This is a genomic window from Kaistella antarctica, from assembly GCF_900109615.1.
Classification (GTDB): Bacteria; Bacteroidota; Bacteroidia; order Flavobacteriales; family Weeksellaceae; genus Kaistella; species Kaistella antarctica.
Window position 1 is genome coordinate 392,566 of record NZ_FOIX01000003.1, and the last position, 17,192, is coordinate 409,757.

16 protein-coding genes are annotated in these 17,192 nt (G+C 36.9%); 3 read left to right on the forward strand and 13 right to left on the reverse strand.

Features of this window, described 5'->3' with window-relative positions:
- Nucleotides 1–21: 21 nt before the first annotated feature.
- The 4 genes from BMX49_RS10360 to BMX49_RS10375 all read right to left on the reverse strand — a co-directional run bounded on the left by BMX49_RS10360 (nt 22) and on the right by BMX49_RS10375 (nt 3,085).
- The gene (locus tag BMX49_RS10360; RefSeq protein WP_034720501.1) at nt 22–393 is read right to left on the reverse strand and encodes a hypothetical protein; all 372 of its coding nucleotides are present in this window, start codon (nt 391–393) and stop codon (nt 22–24) included.
- Nucleotides 394–1,587: an alanine dehydrogenase gene (locus BMX49_RS10365; RefSeq protein ID WP_034720502.1), complete on the reverse strand. Its 1,194-nt coding sequence runs from the start codon at nt 1,585–1,587 to the stop codon at nt 394–396.
- Between the two features lie 68 nt (nt 1,588–1,655).
- A complete protein-coding gene (gene tsaE / locus BMX49_RS10370) occupies nt 1,656–2,078 on the reverse strand; it encodes a tRNA (adenosine(37)-N6)-threonylcarbamoyltransferase complex ATPase subunit type 1 TsaE (RefSeq protein ID WP_034720503.1) in 423 nt (140 codons plus the stop codon).
- A gap of 2 nt (nt 2,079–2,080) precedes the next feature.
- Nucleotides 2,081–3,085: an isoaspartyl peptidase/L-asparaginase family protein gene (locus BMX49_RS10375; protein WP_034720506.1), complete on the reverse strand. Its 1,005-nt coding sequence runs from the start codon at nt 3,083–3,085 to the stop codon at nt 2,081–2,083.
- A gap of 426 nt (nt 3,086–3,511) precedes the next feature.
- On the opposite strand from BMX49_RS10375, the gene dnaG reads away from it, so the two are divergent.
- Nucleotides 3,512–5,488, forward strand: coding sequence for a DNA primase (gene dnaG, locus BMX49_RS10385; protein ID WP_051803831.1), 1,977 nt, complete (start codon nt 3,512–3,514; stop codon nt 5,486–5,488).
- 25 nt (nt 5,489–5,513) lie between these two features.
- On the forward strand, nt 5,514–6,209 hold the full coding sequence (gene clpP, locus BMX49_RS10390; RefSeq protein WP_034720510.1) for an ATP-dependent Clp endopeptidase proteolytic subunit ClpP: 696 nt from the start codon (nt 5,514–5,516) through the stop codon (nt 6,207–6,209).
- A gap of 96 nt (nt 6,210–6,305) precedes the next feature.
- On the opposite strand, the gene tpiA is transcribed toward clpP, so the two are convergent.
- From tpiA to BMX49_RS10410, 4 genes are read right to left on the reverse strand one after another with little or no spacing between them, the layout of a single operon-like run.
- Nucleotides 6,306–7,067, reverse strand: coding sequence for a triose-phosphate isomerase (gene tpiA / locus BMX49_RS10395; RefSeq protein ID WP_034720511.1), 762 nt, complete (start codon nt 7,065–7,067; stop codon nt 6,306–6,308).
- Nucleotides 7,068–7,082: 15 nt separating this feature from the next.
- Nucleotides 7,083–7,445, reverse strand: a complete 363-nt coding sequence (locus BMX49_RS10400) for a tellurite resistance TerB family protein (protein WP_034720513.1) — start codon at nt 7,443–7,445, stop codon at nt 7,083–7,085.
- A 6-nt stretch (nt 7,446–7,451) separates the two neighbouring features.
- The gene (locus tag BMX49_RS10405) at nt 7,452–8,546 is read right to left on the reverse strand and encodes a BT_3928 family protein (RefSeq protein ID WP_034720516.1); all 1,095 of its coding nucleotides are present in this window, start codon (nt 8,544–8,546) and stop codon (nt 7,452–7,454) included.
- A gap of 4 nt (nt 8,547–8,550) precedes the next feature.
- Nucleotides 8,551–9,117: a DUF1599 domain-containing protein gene (locus BMX49_RS10410; protein ID WP_034720518.1), complete on the reverse strand. Its 567-nt coding sequence runs from the start codon at nt 9,115–9,117 to the stop codon at nt 8,551–8,553.
- A gap of 81 nt (nt 9,118–9,198) precedes the next feature.
- Here BMX49_RS10410 and folP point away from each other — a divergent pair, with 81 nt between their 5' ends.
- Nucleotides 9,199–10,056: a dihydropteroate synthase gene (gene folP / locus BMX49_RS10415; RefSeq protein WP_051803832.1), complete on the forward strand. Its 858-nt coding sequence runs from the start codon at nt 9,199–9,201 to the stop codon at nt 10,054–10,056.
- Here the strand turns inward: folP and BMX49_RS10420 are convergent.
- The 5 genes from BMX49_RS10420 to BMX49_RS10440 form a co-directional block, all read right to left on the reverse strand.
- Entirely contained in the window at nt 10,053–10,289 is a 237-nt protein-coding gene (locus tag BMX49_RS10420) for a hypothetical protein (protein ID WP_034720520.1), read from the reverse strand. The two genes, folP and BMX49_RS10420, sit on opposite strands and share 4 nt — an antisense overlap.
- 2 nt (nt 10,290–10,291) lie before the next feature.
- Nucleotides 10,292–12,733: a DUF5686 family protein gene (locus tag BMX49_RS10425; RefSeq protein WP_034720523.1), complete on the reverse strand. Its 2,442-nt coding sequence runs from the start codon at nt 12,731–12,733 to the stop codon at nt 10,292–10,294.
- Between the two features lie 71 nt (nt 12,734–12,804).
- Nucleotides 12,805–14,895, reverse strand: coding sequence for an ATP-dependent DNA helicase RecG (gene recG / locus BMX49_RS10430; RefSeq protein WP_034720524.1), 2,091 nt, complete (start codon nt 14,893–14,895; stop codon nt 12,805–12,807).
- 106 nt (nt 14,896–15,001) lie between these two features.
- Complete coding sequence (locus BMX49_RS10435) at nt 15,002–15,535, reverse strand: thioredoxin family protein (RefSeq protein ID WP_034720527.1); 534 nt, start codon at nt 15,533–15,535, stop codon at nt 15,002–15,004.
- Between the two features lie 36 nt (nt 15,536–15,571).
- Nucleotides 15,572–17,083 (reverse strand): peptide MFS transporter, encoded by a 1,512-nt coding sequence (locus BMX49_RS10440; protein WP_034720528.1) that lies wholly within the window; start codon nt 17,081–17,083, stop codon nt 15,572–15,574.
- Between the last annotated feature and the right edge of the window lie 109 nt (nt 17,084–17,192).

A 17,192-nucleotide genomic window follows, 5' to 3' on the forward strand; every position in this document is an offset into this window, starting at 1 on the left:
AATTTTTTTAGAAGAAAGAGATTATCTTAGTTTAAGAAGACTTTGAAAGTTTGATTGTTCTTTACATTTTTCAAATCCAATTTCATAGCGCGGATTTTTCTTTGGATAAAAAAGAATATAACTTGGACACGGTTTTTTTTGCGCATCACTTCTGTCGAAATCAACATAGCCTTTTGTCATGATACTGTCTTTTAAAAACTTTTCATCGATTTTCCACAGGTCCATTTCTTTTTTGAAATTTTCAGAGTAGGTAAATTCTTTTGATAAAGATTCTGCGATCACTCTGGAATTAGGAAGATATCCACTGCAGCTTGCTCCTTTTTTGTTCAGAATAAAAAACACTAAAATAAGTCCGGGAATTAATCCCAGTAAGAAGAATTTGATTTTTCTCATTTAAAAAATTAAAAGATTGATATCATGATACGTCAGATCAAAACGGTCACAGATTATTTTTTTGGTATGCCGACCTTTATACATATAGAGAGACTGTTTCATTTCACTTTTGTGAACGAGCATATTTTCAAAACCGCCTTCTTCATCATTATGAAGCAGATAAGAAAGGAAGAAATTAGAAATGGCTTTCGTCGTCGTACGCGGCATTTTTGACGTTAGATTTGGCAACCCGCAATGAATAACGCCATGTTTAATGGTGTAAGGATTTTCCATATCCGTTACTTCCGAAGTCTCGATCATTTTTCTGTTGTCGATAGTCACGTCAATAATGACACTTCCTTTTTTCATTCCAATGACCATATCTTCGGTCACAATCGGAACGGCACTTAACTTTGAAAGAGCGCCAATAACTACATCAGCTCTTTTTAAACTTTTCGCCAGTTCTTTCGGATCGATAATCGAAGTTGGCACGCGGCCATCAACCATCATGTGTAACCGCCTAAGTTTCGATAAAGAATTATCAAATACTTTTACGGTCGCCCCTAATCCTAAAGCGGCTTTGGTCGCAAATTCACCAACGATTCCAGCACCGATAATCACCACTTCCGTTGGGCGAACTCCTGTAATTCCGCCTAACATTAAACCGTTCGAAAGTGCTAATAATTCTGCGGCATAAAGTACAGAAATACTTCCTGCGATTTCGCCAATCAATCTGACTAAGGACAATTGCTTGTATTCATCAGCGATAAATTCGAAAGCGATGGCATTTATTTTTTTCTCGCCCAGTTTTTTAAAATACTCTTTATCACGAAGATTAATTTGTAAGGCTGAAACCAAGTAGCTATTCATTTTCAGCATTTCAATCTCGTCGGTAGTCGGCGGATTGATTTTTAAAACTAAATCCTGTTCGAAGGCTTCTTGCGGATTTTGAGTGATTTTTGCACCCGATTCAGAGTATTGCAAATCGGTAAAGAAAGAACCTTCGCCAGCTCCAGCCTCCACGATAATATGGTGTCCGTTTGCTACCAAAACTTGTACGGCATCAGGAGTGATGCAAGTTCTACGTTCATTAAGGCAAGTTTCTTTAGGAATTCCTATGCTGAATTGTTTTCCTTTTTTGACGATTTCTAATTTCTCTTCTTGTGGCAATAAATCCTGCTCAGAAAAAGGCGTAAAAACGTGGGTGTGACTCATTTTAAAAGTTTTGATAAAAGACGGCTAATTCGAAAGAATCAGGAGGCAAAGATACGATGATTTGATAATTAAAAGGGTAAAATTGAAGTGAACTTAACCCGTCGATATTCACCGTTATTATCGATAGTCATTTCGTGATGGGGAAAATGAGCGAGTTCGTCTTCATAAACTTCTGGCCATTCAATGATGGACAGAAAAGCATTATTAAGATATTCATGCATGCCGATATCTTCCACTTCATCTGCACTTTTCAAGCGGTATAAATCGAAATGAAAAACGTTTCCTTTTGGAGTATCATACTCATTTACAATCGCATAAGTAGGAGAGGAGACATCATCGTCGCTGCCAAGATTCTTTAAAAGGAATTGGGTGAAAGTAGTTTTTCCAGCGCCTAGATTTCCTTTTAGCAAGAGAATGTTATACTCAAGTTTGGGCAGAATTTCGTCAATGACTTTTTGCCAGTCTTCCAATTGATCAATTTTGAATTCCATTACTATTTGTAAATTTCAATCATGATTTCGCCAGCTTCCGTAATCGCGCCACGATACATTCCCGCAGTGTTAAACGGCATTGCGATATTTCCGTCCTTGTCTAAAGCGATCAAGCCACCATCGCCACCCATTTTTTCGATTTCGTCAATGGTTTCTTGAGTAGCAGTTTTAATATCCTTATTTTGAAATTCCATTTTCGCCGCAATTGTTCTGGCTGCCGTTGCTCTTATGAAATATTCGCCCCAACCTGTGGCCGAAATGCCGACTTGAGAATTGGCATAAGTTCCAGCACCGATAATTGGAGCATCGCCAATTCGACCATATTTTTTATTGGTCATTCCACCTGTTGAAGTTCCGGCAGTAATATTTCCGCTTTTATCTAAAGCAACCGCACCAACAGTCCCGAATTTCTGATCGATTTCGTAAGAGTTAGGTAAGGTGTTTTGGGAGACTTTTTTTGTCGAAGTCGACTGTTCTTTCTGTTTGAGTTTTTGCAAACCTTCCCAACGCTCTTTCGTCCAGAAGTATTTTGGATCAACAATTTCTAGGTTTTGATCTTTTGCAAACTGTTCGGCACCAAGTCCTGATAACATGACGTGTTCAGATTTTTGCATCACGGCGATGGCAGTTTTAATCGGATTTCTAATGGTATGAACACCAGCAATCGCACCGGCTGATTTATCTTTTCCATACATAATAGAAGCATCGAGTTCATTCTTTCCCTCAGCGGTAAAAACGGCTCCTTTTCCTGCATTGAATAATGGTGAATCTTCCATGATCATAATGGAAGCCGCAACGGCATCGATGGACGTATTTCCTTTTTGAATTTCTGCATATCCAGCTTTTAAGGCTTCAGTCAATTTCGCTTTGTAGGCGATTTCTTTTTCATCGGTCATATTTGATTTAAGAATCGTGCCGGCGCCACCGTGAATCACGAGAACGTAATTTTTTTGGGCCGTTACCATCAGTGAAAAAGTGACGATGGAGGCGAGTAGAAGTTTTTTCATTATTAAAGAAATGGTTGGTCAAATTTATTGAATTTTTTCGTAGGGGCATGCCAAGCGACTGGCAAATTAACTTTTTTATTAAATTTTGAATCGGCAATTTTTAATAAGGAATTTAATGCAGGAATGTATAACTAACTTTAAAAATTAGTTTACGATTTTGTAATTCAAAATGCAGCATTCAAAATTTAAAACTGGGGTTCCACCTAGCTCTTCCCCTGCGTAAGGGATCGCAATGGAAAGCCCGGAAGGAGGCGCGATCCGCCTCGGCGGATCGCGGCGACTGAGGACTTGTAATGAAGAGCCCGACCCGATATGTGGCTGGAAAGCGCTGTTAGGGCTCGAAGCCCTAACAGCGCTGAGCGATGGAAACGAGGGATACGCCCAAAATAGTAAGGAAAAGAAAAACTTATTCCCTATTTTTACAAAATGATTTCTAAGCAAACAATTGATAAAATATTTTCTGCCATTCGGGTAGAGGAAATCGTCGGCGAATATGTGCAACTTAAAAGAGCAGGCTCGAATTTTAAAGGGTTAAGTCCGTTTCATGATGAGAAATCACCGAGTTTTGTGGTGTCGCCAAGTAAGCAAATTTGGAAAGATTTTTCATCTGGAAAAGGTGGAACTGCCATTTCATTTTTAATGGAAATTGAAAATTTCACGTACCCTGAAGCACTGCGGCATGCGGCTCAAAAGTATGGAATAGAAATAGAAGAGGACAAACGGGAACTTACGGAAGAGCAAAAGCAAGCGCAGACCGATAAAGAACTGCTTTACAAAATTCATGAGATCGCGAACGATTTTTTCCAGGAACAACTTTTCGAAACCGAAGAGGGACGGACAATCGCCTATTCTTATTTTAAAGAGCGCGAACTTAGGGATGATATTATTAAGAAATTCCAGTTGGGATATTCACCAGAACAGCGGAATGCTTTTACAGAATTTGCTTTAAATAAAAGATATTCCAGCGATATTCTGGAGAAATCTGGACTGTCTATTTTTCCGGAAAATGCGCCAAACGGAATCGATCGTTTTCGGGAAAGGGTTTTATTTCCGATCCATAGTTTTTCAGGACGGGTTTTAGGATTTGGAGCGAGAATTCTGAAAAATAATATTAAAACTGCCAAATATTTAAATTCTCCCGAAACGGAAATTTATCATAAATCAAGTGTCCTTTATGGTCTAAGTCAGGGAAAGCAAGCCATCTCCAAAGCAAACCTTTGTCTTTTAGTAGAAGGTTATATGGATGTTATTGCGCTGCACCAAAGCGGAATTGAGAATGTCGTGGCCAGTTCTGGGACTGCTTTAACCGTCGATCAAATCAAGTTGATTAAAAGATTAACCGAAAACGTAACCATTCTTTTCGATGGAGATCCAGCTGGAATTAAAGCGAGTTTTAGAAGTATCGATTTGTTGCTCGCCGAAGAAATGAATATTCGGATTTTACTTTTTCCAGATGGCGATGATCCTGATTCTTTTTCAAGAAAACATCCGCAAGATTATGTGGAAGACTTTATAAAAACGCAGGCTAAAGATTTCATCGATTTCAAAGCAGAAATTTTATTAAAAGAAGCGGGCGATGATCCCATTAAGAAAGCGGAATCTATTCGGGATATCGTAAAGTCGGTGGCGTTTGTGAAGAATGCTTTAAAGCAGGAAGTTTATTTAAAGGAAGTTGCCAATAAATTTGGCATTTCAGAACAATCGCTTTTTAATGAATTGAATGTTCAGAAACAACTTCAAAGTCAACAATTCTCGCCGCAACAAAGAGCCGAGCCGCAGCTAAAGACGAAACTTGAAATCGTTCCATTAAGCACCATTTCTGTAAATCCATTATTGGAGCTGGAGGAGAAATTAGTGAAACACATGCTCAACTTCGGAGATCGTATTTTAGAAAAATCGCATGCGGATAATCAGCCTTTTAAAATTACGGTTATTGAGGAGATTATAAGTCACTTTAATGAAGATGATTACGAGCCACAATCGCCTATTAATCAGAAAATAATCGAAGAATTAAAAATTGGTTTGGCGAATAATGAGATTATACAAAGCAATTTTTTCTTAACTTTAATGGATGAAACCATTGTCTCTAAAGTTTCAAGCGCCATTCTGGAAGACGAAGAACTGAGTAACTGGGAAAAAAGCAATATTTTCCCACCTAAACCCGGTGAAAAATTAGAGGCAGAAATTGAGGATGATATTCTGATTCATAAAAGTCATTTCATTGAAAAAATGATTTATGATATTGTCAGAAATTTAGATGCAGTGCGGGATGAAAAGCCAGATGAGTATTATGAACTGGTTAAAAGAATCATGATTTTAAAAAGTCTTTTAAATGAAATCAATATGAAATTAAACCGACAACTGACAAAAGGGCATAGTTATTTTAAGGAACAGAAATTGTAATTTACAAAACGAAAAAAATAGATAAATGGATATTAAAAAAGATTTCAGAGATTTCTCTGTGAAACATTTAGGAAACAGTGGATTGGCGACTGATCAATATATGGGAATGTATGGACCGACCAATTTAACGCCTTATATTATGGAAGAACGAAGATTGAACGTGACTCAAATGGACGTTTTTTCACGTTTGATGATGGACCGAATTATCTTCTTAGGAACCGGAATCGACGATCAAGTTGCGAATATCGTAACCGCACAGTTACTGTTCTTAGAAAGTTCTGATGCGTCGAAAGATATTCAGATTTACATTAACTCTCCTGGAGGAAGCGTTTATGCTGGATTGGGAATTTATGACACCATGCAAATCATCAAGCCGGATGTTGCGACAATCTGTACAGGAATGGCAGCTTCAATGGGTGCAGTTCTTTTGGTTGCAGGTGAAAAAGGAAAACGTTCAGCCTTGAAACATTCAAGGGTGATGATTCACCAGCCAAGTGGCGGCTCGCAAGGTGTTGCAACCGATATGGAAATCAACTTGCGCGAAATGTTGAAATTGAAGAAAGAATTATACGATATCATCGCTGAACATTCTGGACAAGATTATGACTGGGTAGAAAGAAATTCTGAGAGAGATTATTGGATGACTTCACCAGAAGCCAAAGAATTCGGAATGATTGACGAAGTTCTGCAAAGAAAAGTAGAAAAGCCGGAAAAGAAATAAGTTTCTTTTAAACATATAACTGAAAAATGCGTCTCAAAGTTGAGACGCATTTTTTGTAAAAGATCTTCTCTTTTGGAGAGGAAGTTTGGGTGAGGATTAAGAGTTAAATCCCTCAATAATTTTTGCAAAATCTTCCACTTTCAAAGCAGCGCCGCCGATTAAACCACCGTCGATATCTGGTTGAGAAAATATTTCTTTCGCGTTATCTGGCTTTACAGAACCACCGTATAAAATCGAAATTTCATCAGCAATATCTTTTCCATATTTATCAGCGATTAAAGTTCTGATGTGTTTATGAATTTCTTGAGCTTGTTCCGGAGAAGCAGTTTCGCCCGTTCCAATGGCCCAAACTGGTTCGTACGCAATAACGACCTTTTTAATTTCTTCAGCTGTTAAAGTGAAAAGTGCAACTTCAATTTGGTATTTTACCACTTCTAAATGTTGACCAGATTTTCTCTGCTCCAGCGTTTCACCATTACAGTAAATTGGCGTTAACCCTTTATCCAAAGCTAATTTCACTTTTACGTTACAGTGAGAATCGGTCTCACCGTGATATTGTCTTCTTTCACTATGTCCGATCAAGGTTCCAGTTGCGTGGATGGATTCCAGCATATCTGCCGAAATTTCTCCCGTATAAGCGCCACTTTCATATTCGCTCATGTCTTGCGCAAGAACACCGATTTCATTGTGAGAAAATACATCTTTCGCCATCATCAAATACATTGCTGGTGGCGCAATCCAAACTTCGCAGTTGGTCGTATTCTTCTTTTTATACTCTAATAATTGAAACATCAGTTGTTGTGCTTCAATCACATTCTTATTCATTTTCCAGTTCCCTGCAACGATATTTTTTCTCATTTTAAAATGATTTATTTAATTAAGTTTCCAAATATTTTTAAGAAGCATGTAGAACATATGTTCACGCTCCGTTACTTCTGCATCTGCTTTTATCAGACTTTTGGCAAACTGCAAGAAGTGTTTTCTTTCCTCTTCAGTCGAATCGTCTAAAAAGCAATGCGCATGAAATTCAAAATGATCTTTCCACTCTTCTGCCTGTAAAACCGCAATTGCATCGAGCTCGTTGTCTAAATTTATTTTAAAAGGAAATTCATCTGCAAGATATTCCTGAATAAGCATTCCTTCTGCTGGTGCAAATTCACCATCAACTGCTGAAAGAATCATCAGTAAATGATATCCGGCAATTGACTTGTTAGATTTGTGTTGGTTTTGATTCATTATCTTTTAATTTTTTTGTTTAATATAATCTTCTGCTGAACGTTTATCCACAATTTTTCCTTTTTCCAAAGTCAAAACAAAAGGATTACTTCTGGCAATTGTTTTAATAGCAGTTCCGTCCATCATCGCATTATTAATGGTTTTGAACGTATTTGGATCTGTTGAGACTCCTAGAATCAGCGCGTCTTTTTGCTGACTTAATTTCGCTTCTGCCTGAGCTAAAATATTGATGTTCGCATTTTTGGGGTCGTAAGCAAAAATCAAGACTGATTTTGGAGCTTTCAAAATTTCTTCGGTCATGTCAATTCCATCAGCAGTTTCTGGTTTAAACTTTGATATTTCCGATTCATAACCTTGCTTTACTAATTTTGAACTGGTCTTCGCTTCATCAATAATCCAGGGTGAACCTTCTTCCCAATATTTTTTGTCATTAACGTAATCATCCTGATTAACTTCTAGAACTTCACCTGATTTTTCATTCTTGAGAGAATAATAGGTTTTAAATTCCGAGGGATCTTTGGCTATTTTATGTTTCTCAATATTTAAATCAGTTCCTATTTTATAATCTCTAAAATCAATAATTGGTTCGTGCGTTATTCCCCAATTGATCACGAAAACCATGGTTAAAAAGGCAAAGGCAGAAAGGTATTTTTTAAAGGGTGTTTTTTCTTCTGGTTCATTAAACTCATTTCGGTAAAGAAAATAAAGAATTAACAGACCAACTAGTAAAACAATGTCTTTCCAGAAACTTTGCCAAGGCTCCATTTTTAATGCATCTCCAAAACATCCACAATCGGTTACGACATTGAAATAGGCGGAGTAGAAAGTGAGGAACGCGAAGAAAACGCACAAGGCAATTAGCATTGACAATGTAAATTTTAACTGACTTTTGATCAACAGGAAAAATCCAAATATCAATTCGAAAGCCACCACCAATACTGCTAAAATCAGAGCCTGCTTTTCAAAGAAAGGCATGTTGAAAACGGCAGGAGAAAAATATTCTTCCAGTTTAAAGGAGAAGCCAACTGCGTCCACAGCTTTTACAAAACCAGAGGCAATAAAAATTAAAGCAATAACAATCCTCAGTACATTTTTCAACATGTTATTAAATTATAGTGGGTTTAAAAACTTCTTTTTCTTCGGAAAACTTGATGAGACAGAAGACTGCGTAATTCAGCATATCAAAATAATTGGCGTCAACTCCTTCCGAAACTAAAGTCGCTCCAGCATTGTCTTCGATTTGTTTTGTTCTCAGAACTTTCTGATAAATTAAATCTGTGATGGAAGAGATCCTCATTTCGCGCCAAGCTTCTCCATAATCATGATTTTTCCGAAGCATCAACTCTTTTGCTTCATGCGCAAATTTGTCGTACAGCTCTAGGATTTCATTTCTATCTTGTTTAAAATCGTCTGCAAAACCTTTCTCTAATTGAATTAAACCAATAATCGAGTAGTTCACAATTGCCATAAAATTTTCTTCTTCCGATTCTCCAACTTTAGAAACAGCCGTTGTTTGGAAGTTACGCAAGCTTTTAACTTTTATAAAAATTTGGTCGGTTAATGAAGAAGTTCGTAAAACCCGAAACGAAGCTCCGTAATCTGATAATTTATTGCTGAATAAATTTCGGCAGCTCTTTATAACGTCGTCGAACTGTTTTGATGTTTTTTGCATAAGATTTCTAAACTTTTCAAAGATAAGAATTTCGATTGAGAGTTTTCGGTTGATACTTGTCAGAAATCGTATTTTTGTCAGATGAATGCTAATACCCAACAACCTGAATCGTTGCACTTTTCAACCCTGAATTGTCGTGGGCAATTGATCGATTTATCCCAACCGAAAATGATGGGCATTCTTAACGTCACCCCAGATTCTTTTTCAGATGGAGGAAGTTTTAATACTGAAAAAACAGCGCTCGTTCAGGTAGAAAAAATGATTGGTGAAGGTGCGACTATTATCGATATCGGCGCTCAATCGACCAGACCGAACGCTCAACTTTTAGATTCAAAAGACGAAATTTTGAGAATCGGAAAGATCATTTCAAGCCTCAAAAAAGAATTCCCCCACGTTCTAATTTCGTTAGATACTTTTTTTTCAGAAACGGTGCAGTTTGGTTTTAAGGAAGGAATCAATTTGGTGAATGATATTTCCGGCGGAATGTACGATGATGAAATGTATGAAACAGTTGCCTATACTGGACTTCCGTACGTGTTAATGCATGTGAACGGCTCTTACCACTCAATGCACGAAAAATTGATTGATGACGATATTATCTTAAAGCTCAATCATTACTTTTCCGAAAAAATTCAGTTGTTGAGAGGATTTGGAATTAAAGATATCATCCTTGATCCTGGGTTTGGATTTGGTAAAACGGTAGCGCAAAACCATCAACTCATTCAGGAATTCAATCAGCTAAGTTTTGGCCAATTTCCGATTTTAGCAGGGATTTCCAGAAAGTCTTTTATTTATAAACCTTTAGGCAAATCACCTTTAGATGTGGAAGAAGAAACGCAAAAACTGCATCTAAAAATGTTAGAAAAAGGCGCTAAGATTTTACGCGTTCACGATGTTGCCGCCACTAAGAAAACGATTGATCACTTTATAAGTAATTAGTTCAATCCTGAAAGTTTTTCAGAATATTCCTGGGCAAACTCTTTTCTGTCTTCCTCGAGTCGAGCGAGATTATCTGGCAATAAATAAGTGAAAAGAAGTTTTTCTTCCTCATCCAGAAAGATAATTTCTTTTTGGTCACCATCAATCATCTGCGCGAAAATTTCCCACATTGAAGTATCTTTAAGCTTCAGCAATTCAAAAAAAGAGCTTGCTTTAATCTGAATATTTTTCATTCCTAAAATCCTAAAAAATTGAGTTTTAGCTGAATGGCAAAATTTTCTTTGAACATAGGAGTGGAGTAATATCCGACGCGATAGAAGAAACCTAGATTGAAAGGACTTCCCAAGAAGTTATTGGCTTCTAAGCCGATCTCCTGGTAAAAATGATTAAGTTTTTCAAATTCAAAATCATGAATTTCAGGATTTTTCATGTCACCTGTAATTCCTCTGTAAACCATATCAAAGCTTGAAATTTTCTTTCCGAAGGTGCTAAAGTAATAAGGGATTCTGTGCGTTAAGTAGTAACCTATAAATTTATCATTATAGTATTTTCCACCTTCCATCGTTGCAAAACCAAGGTAAGAAGTAAAGTTGAAATTTAGCGAGTTTTCTCCATTTCCTAAACCATTAATTGCAAATTGATGCCAGATAGGAGCGTTACCAATAACTAATCCCCCATACAAACGAGCGCCAGTCACACCCAGTTTTGTTTTAAAACTGTGCTGAACCAAAACGTCAAAACTGCTGAAATTAAAATCTCCACCCAGTGATTTTAAACCTTGTTCATAATTGAAATAAAACTCAGGATAGTTCTGCTCATAAGTCAATTTTCCAGACGGTGTCATCATGCTTTTAGAATTCGGCGAATATTTCAATGTTAATTGAGTCGCGAAATTTTCAAAACTGCTGCCAAGATTGTTATAGTTATAATCAAATTTAGCTTCTTCTTTGTCTTTCTTTACGGATCCTCGCAACGTTAAAGTATTGGATAAATCATTTTCGTAGGAAACTTTGAAACCTTCAAAATGATAAAATCGATCGTTATTTAAATCAACGCCCGAGTTGTTAATTTTCATTTTAAAGTTCCACAGATTCTCGTTAAATCTGCCAGCGGCATCAACGTCATTGTAATATTCTACTCTAAAAAAAGATGTCTTTGCTAAGGTTGTTTTGAGGTCAACGCCCAAACCATATTTCCAAGCGCGGTCTTTAAAGCCATAGGCGACATAAGCATCAGGCGAAATATATTTATTGAATCTTTCATTTAATTTAGCATTTGCGCCTAGCCGAAATCCTTCATACTGATTGTATTTCAAGATCTCAAGAGCGTCGAAATCTACATTGCCAACTCTTATTTTTCCTTTCAGAAAACCCGTAACCACATTCAATTTTTGATCGAGATTGTATTTTTTTCCAACACTATCTATTTTGGCGTAAGTCATTTTCTCACGATCAGTTAAAGAATCGGTGCGGTATTGATCTAAGATTGCTCCATCGGAGTTCTCTACGGATATCGAATAACCCGAGAAATCTTTTTTATTTTGCTCAATTGAAGTTTTAAAATCGAAATAATCCGCCATGATGAAAACATAGTTGCCAAACTTTTGCTTCATTTTTTCCTCGGCATCATCTTTTTTATTTTTGTCCTTTTTCTTGCCATCAAAAACGGTGGCGCCCATCTTTATTTTAAAATTCTCTTTCAATAAAAACCATTTATTATCGATTGGTTTCCACGTACTGGTAATTGAACCTTCGCTCTTTTTCTTGCTGTTACTTTCAATCTTTTTTAGACCGTAAGTGTCTGCATCAACATAGATATAACCGTTGAATTTTCTTTTCTGAATCGGATTTTTGTAATCTGCCTGTCGAAAACGAATTACATAATTTTTACGACCTTCAATGTCAATACTATCCGTTAAAAAATAGCGGTAAAGCGTACGGTTTTCTTCTTGTATTTCTTTTGGAATTTTGTTTCGGTTAGAGCGCAAAGCCATCATTTCGTAGACGGGCTCTTTCAATCCAGCCACACGATTGTCTAAAATATTAATCTTTTCACCGTATTTTTCTGAATATGAATACTGCGCAGCGCGTTCCCAGAGAAATAATTTACTGGTGGTCATTAATTTCATCACGTTCACACTCTCTATCGAATCTTTCTTTTTATCCACAGATTGAGTCTGTGTCGGCAACAACTTCAAAGAATCCAATCGATGACTCAGATATTGGTTGTACTGTTTAATACTGTCTTCATCAAAATCAAAAGATATTTTTTCGTAGGATTTAAACGAATAAGAATCTAAACTATGAGGTGAATTATTTTTAAAATTGTCGTTTACCTTCTGCAAGATTGCCAAGGCGCGCGGATCACTTTTGTCTGATATAATCACGCCTTCAATCGATTGTGTTTTGGGGTCTGTTTTAGAAAGTCCCAGCTCCATCACTTTATCGACCACCGCTTCATCTTCATAAAAACCAGCCGCTTTGACATCAACTTTTTCGCACTTTGTTCGAAAGCTTAAAATTCCTTGGGCATTTGTCTTCCCTAAAAGTTTTCCCTTGCAAGAAACCGTTGCGTTTGGAATAGGCGTTCTTTCGCCTGTTTTTAAAACGGTAATTGTAGACTGCGAAAATAGGTTTAAAACTACAAATAGAAAGAGTAGCGAAATGTGTTTTTTCATAGAGAACAAAAGTATTCAAAATAATTAAAAATCAATGCATTTCAGATTATTTAGATGGTAATTTTACGCTGCTAAGAAATCCGGCTCCATTTATTTTTTCCTTTGTATTGTTTGGAATAATAAGTTCGCAATTCAAAATTTTCTGGATCTTCTAAATGCGGGTCGTTTTTAAGTATTTTTTCAACGGTCGATTTGGCGATTTTAATAATTTTTCCGTCCGTAATTAAATCTAGTTTTTTAAAATCGACCACGCCACTTTGTTGGGTTCCTAAAATATCGCCAGGACCACGCAATTTCATATCAACTTCTGATATTTTAAAACCATCATTGGTCTCCACCATTGTTTTCATTCGGATTCGGCTATCACTGGAAAGCTTATCAGAAGTTACTAAAATACAATAACTCTGTTCGGCGCCCCGACCAACTCTGCCACGCAGTTGATGAAGCTGTGACAAACCAAAGCGCTCGGCACTTTCAATAATCATTACTGAAGCATTAGGAACATTGACGCCAACTTCAATTACCGTGGTAGCAACCATGATATGCGCTTTTCCAGAAGCGAAATATTGCATAGCGGCTTCTTTTTCAGCGGGCTTCATTCTGCCGTGAAGCATGGTAACGTTAAATCCTTCGTAAAATTCTAGAATATGATCAAAGTTTTCCAGCAGGTTTTTATAATCTAAAGTTTCTGACTCTTCAATTAAAGGATAGACGAAATAAATTTGCCGGCCTTTTTCAATCTCATCTTTCGCAAATCTAAAAATCGATAAGCGATCTTTGTCCCTTCGATGCGCCGTGATAATGGGTTTTCTGCCAACTGGTAATTCGTCAATGATCGAAACATCCAAATCGCTGTAAAAACTCATCGCTAAAGTCCTTGGAATCGGTGTTGCGGTCATGACTAAAATATGTGGTGGAATTTTATTTTTCGCCCATAATTTTGCGCGTTGGGCGACACCAAATCGATGCTGCTCATCAATGATTGCCAATCCTAAATTTTTAAACTGAACGATATCTTCTAAAACGGCGTGCGTCCCAATCAAAATTGAGAGTTCACCATCCAAAAGTTCCTGATGAATTATCTTCCTAGCTGAAGTTTTTGAAGAACCAGTTAGCAATCGGACTTTGATTTTTGTTGTCGCCAAAAGTTCCTGAATTGAATTAAAATGTTGTTGTGCTAATATTTCAGTCGGTGCCATCAGACAACTTTGAAAACCATTATCCAAAGCGATCAGCATTGAAAGCAGCGCGACCATTGTTTTTCCCGAGCCAACATCGCCCTGAAGAAGACGGTTCATTTGAATGGGTTTTTTCATATCGTTTCGAATTTCCTTTAAAACTCTCTTCTGAGCATTGGTCAGTTCGAACGGAATACAATGATTGTAAAATTGATTGAAATGTTCGCCTACTTTGGGAAATGGATTTCCGACAACAGATGCTTTATGATGCTGCTTTTTTAAACCGTAGCCTAGCTGAAAGAAAAAGGCCTCTTCAAACTTTACGCGATTTTCGGCGTGTTGAAAATGAAGGAAATCTTTTGGGAAATGAATATTGTATAAAGCTGGAATTCTTCCGATTAAATTCAATTTTTTCATTAAAGAATCGGGAAGATTTTCAGAAACTAAACTTGGTAGATTTTTCACAATTTCTGCAGTAACCGTTTGAAAAAACTTATTGTTCAAGCCTCTCTTGGCGAGTTTTTCACTGCCTGGATAAATCGGGAGAAGAGTTCCTGACAAAGCTTTCTTCTCATCGATTTCAATTTCTGGATGCGGCATTGAGAAAAGACCGTTGAATTCATTGATCTTTCCGAAGATGAACATTTCTTGATTCAGCGGAATCTGTTCTTTCATCCATTTTGTATAGCGAAACCAAACTAATTCCAGCGTTCCGGAATCGTCGCGAAACTTGGCTACCATTCTCTTTTGACCTTTGCCATAAGCAACCTCCTTGATGTCTGAAATCTTACCTTTAAACTGAATTTCAGCAACGGTTTCTGTTTTTAAATCGCCAATCTTGTGAACGATACTTCTGTCAATATATCGCAAAGGGTAGAAGGTGAGAAAGTCTTCGACCGTGGAAAATCCTAAAACATTGTTTATGAATTTAGCTCGTTCGGGACCGATTCCCTTTAAAAATTCTATGGAAGTTTCTAAAGTCAATATCTAATTTTATGGTTTGATCGTAGGATGCAGCGAATTTCGTTAAAATAAAAAAGACTTCCAAAGTTAATTGAAAGTCATCTGATTTCTTCTAAGATTTCGGCGATTAATCCTTAATGGTTGACTTAAATTTCTTCTGGTAATTTTCCCAATCAGCTCGCGTAGTAACCTTTTTTAGGTCGTCATTACCAATGAATGTGATATAAGGTTCTAATTCTTTCGCACTTAATGCACCTTGCAAAATGGTAATTGGATTGCCAGCTTCATCTAAAAAAACGGCAGATGGAATTGCATTAACATTCATGTATTTGGTAAAATCATGCATGGAATTTTTCTTCTTCCCCTCTGCAAAGTTCGAATTGGTGAAGGTTCTGTTGAATACTTCTAAATCTTCGCTTCCTTCCGCATTAAATTTTACAGGATAGTAATTGTCATTTATGTAAGACGCAATCGCTGGCTGGCTGTACGTACCTTTATCCATGGTTTTACAAGTAGTGCAAGAATCTGTGTAGAAATTGACCAATATTTTTTTTGGAATTAATTTCTGTGCATTCATTGCTTCTCCCAAGGTCATCCACTTCACCTGAGAGGAAGCCAGAAATGTTATGGATATTGAGAATAAAAGGATTATTTTTTTCATTTTGAGTGAATGGCTAAAGTCGTACCAAGTTAAATATTACCGTACTTCTTGCATCAGTTTTTTAACTAATGGAGAAATTATTATTAAAATGATTCCCGCAATCACGGCATATAGACCTAAATCCTTATAACCTGAAGTATATGCTTCCAGTTTTTCAAGATTTGAAGACCCGTCGCGGGCGGTGGCCATGTTGGCACCAATTAATCCCGCCACATATTGGCCATAAGCAGATGCTAAGAACCACATTCCCATCATCATTCCCTGTAATTTCTGGGTAGAAAGTTTTGTCATAATTGAAAGACCGATAGGTGAGAGGCACATTTCCCCCAGCGTTATTATAAAGAGTGCAATCGTAAATAAACTGAGTGACGTCACTCCAGCCATACTGGCGAAAAACTTAGTCGCATAAATCGCATAAAATCCTAAGCCCAAGAACAAGAATCCTAAACCGAATTTAATAATGGTATTAGGTTCTAATTTCTTTTTACTCAACCAGATCCAAAGCAAACCGATTGGAACTGCAACTAGTAAAATGAAAAATGCACCTCCAGAATTATTAACTCCATTTGGATCTAATCCTAGTAAATCATTATTTAAATTATGAGCAGCGAAAATACTCAGGGAACCACCACTTTGTTCGTAAATTCCCCAGAATACAATCGAAAAAAGAATAAAAATTAAAGCCGCGAAAAGTTTATTTCGCTCTGGCTTGTTGACTTTTGACATTTCATAAAATAGATAAATTAACGTCAAAGGTCCCACGGTATACATAAAATAGTCGGTGTATTCGGTTTTAGCAACCATCACCATAATCATCGGAATGAAAATTAAAGACAAGGCGTAAACCCCGTATTCTTTCCATTTTTCCATATCTATTTCTTCGCCGTTCGCTAATGTTTTTTTAGGCTGAAGTCCGATCGGACCTAAACTTCTCTGAGTAAAAACAAAATTAATTAAGCTGATCACCATTACCACAGCAGCCAGCCCGAACGCAACATTCCAATGAAGTCCTTCTGGAATTAAGTGAGCGAATAATTCACCTTTACCAATGGCGATACAAAGATAACCTCCCAGCAAAGCTCCTAGATTGATACCCGCATAAAAGAGAGAGAAACCTGCATCGGTTCTATTATCACCTGATTTATAAAGTTTTCCAACCATGGTAGAAATGTTTGGTTTAAAGAAACCAGTTCCTACCACCGTAAATGAAATTCCAAGGAAAAAATAGTCATGTGGATTGGCGGCCAAAATCATACTTCCAATGATCATTAAAAATCCTCCCCAAAATAAAGATTTTCTAAAACCCAATATTTTATCTGCGAACAAACCACCTACAAAGGTAAACGCATATACAAAAGCTTGTGTAGCTCCGTATTGTAAATTAGCCTCCTTTTCGGCAAGATTCAGTTGGGAAATCATGAAAAACACCAGCATTCCCCGCATTCCGTAGAAGCAGAAGCGTTCCCACATTTCAGAAAAGAAGAGTGACCAAATTTGTTTCGGATATTTTCCTTTGAAATCCTGAATTTGTTCGAGAGTTAGATTCATATTTTTAAATTGTGAAAATGAGTATAAAAAGTAATCAATCAAAGTAGCGAATGGACTTTAGATTAATTTGACCACACGAAATTAAAAAAAACCACCGAATAATCGATGG

Bases quoted from the DNA above. Each gene is read 5' to 3' on its own strand.
- BMX49_RS10360 (WP_034720501.1), bottom strand. From the start codon at position 393: ATGAGAAAAATCAAATTCTTCTTACTGGGATTAATTCCCGGACTTATT.
- BMX49_RS10365 (WP_034720502.1), bottom strand. From the start codon at position 1,587: ATGAGTCACACCCACGTTTTTACGCCTTTTTCTGAGCAGGATTTATTG.
- tsaE (WP_034720503.1), bottom strand. From the start codon at position 2,078: ATGGAATTCAAAATTGATCAATTGGAAGACTGGCAAAAAGTCATTGAC.
- BMX49_RS10375 (WP_034720506.1), bottom strand. From the start codon at position 3,085: ATGAAAAAACTTCTACTCGCCTCCATCGTCACTTTTTCACTGATGGTA.
- dnaG (WP_051803831.1), top strand. From the start codon at position 3,512: ATGATTTCTAAGCAAACAATTGATAAAATATTTTCTGCCATTCGGGTA.
- clpP (WP_034720510.1), top strand. From the start codon at position 5,514: ATGGATATTAAAAAAGATTTCAGAGATTTCTCTGTGAAACATTTAGGA.
- tpiA (WP_034720511.1), bottom strand. From the start codon at position 7,067: ATGAGAAAAAATATCGTTGCAGGGAACTGGAAAATGAATAAGAATGTG.
- BMX49_RS10400 (WP_034720513.1), bottom strand. From the start codon at position 7,445: ATGAATCAAAACCAACACAAATCTAACAAGTCAATTGCCGGATATCAT.
- BMX49_RS10405 (WP_034720516.1), bottom strand. From the start codon at position 8,546: ATGTTGAAAAATGTACTGAGGATTGTTATTGCTTTAATTTTTATTGCC.
- BMX49_RS10410 (WP_034720518.1), bottom strand. From the start codon at position 9,117: ATGCAAAAAACATCAAAACAGTTCGACGACGTTATAAAGAGCTGCCGA.
- folP (WP_051803832.1), top strand. From the start codon at position 9,199: ATGAATGCTAATACCCAACAACCTGAATCGTTGCACTTTTCAACCCTG.
- BMX49_RS10420 (WP_034720520.1), bottom strand. From the start codon at position 10,289: ATGAAAAATATTCAGATTAAAGCAAGCTCTTTTTTTGAATTGCTGAAG.
- BMX49_RS10425 (WP_034720523.1), bottom strand. From the start codon at position 12,733: ATGAAAAAACACATTTCGCTACTCTTTCTATTTGTAGTTTTAAACCTA.
- BMX49_RS10435 (WP_034720527.1), bottom strand. From the start codon at position 15,535: ATGAAAAAAATAATCCTTTTATTCTCAATATCCATAACATTTCTGGCT.
- BMX49_RS10440 (WP_034720528.1), bottom strand. From the start codon at position 17,083: ATGAATCTAACTCTCGAACAAATTCAGGATTTCAAAGGAAAATATCCG.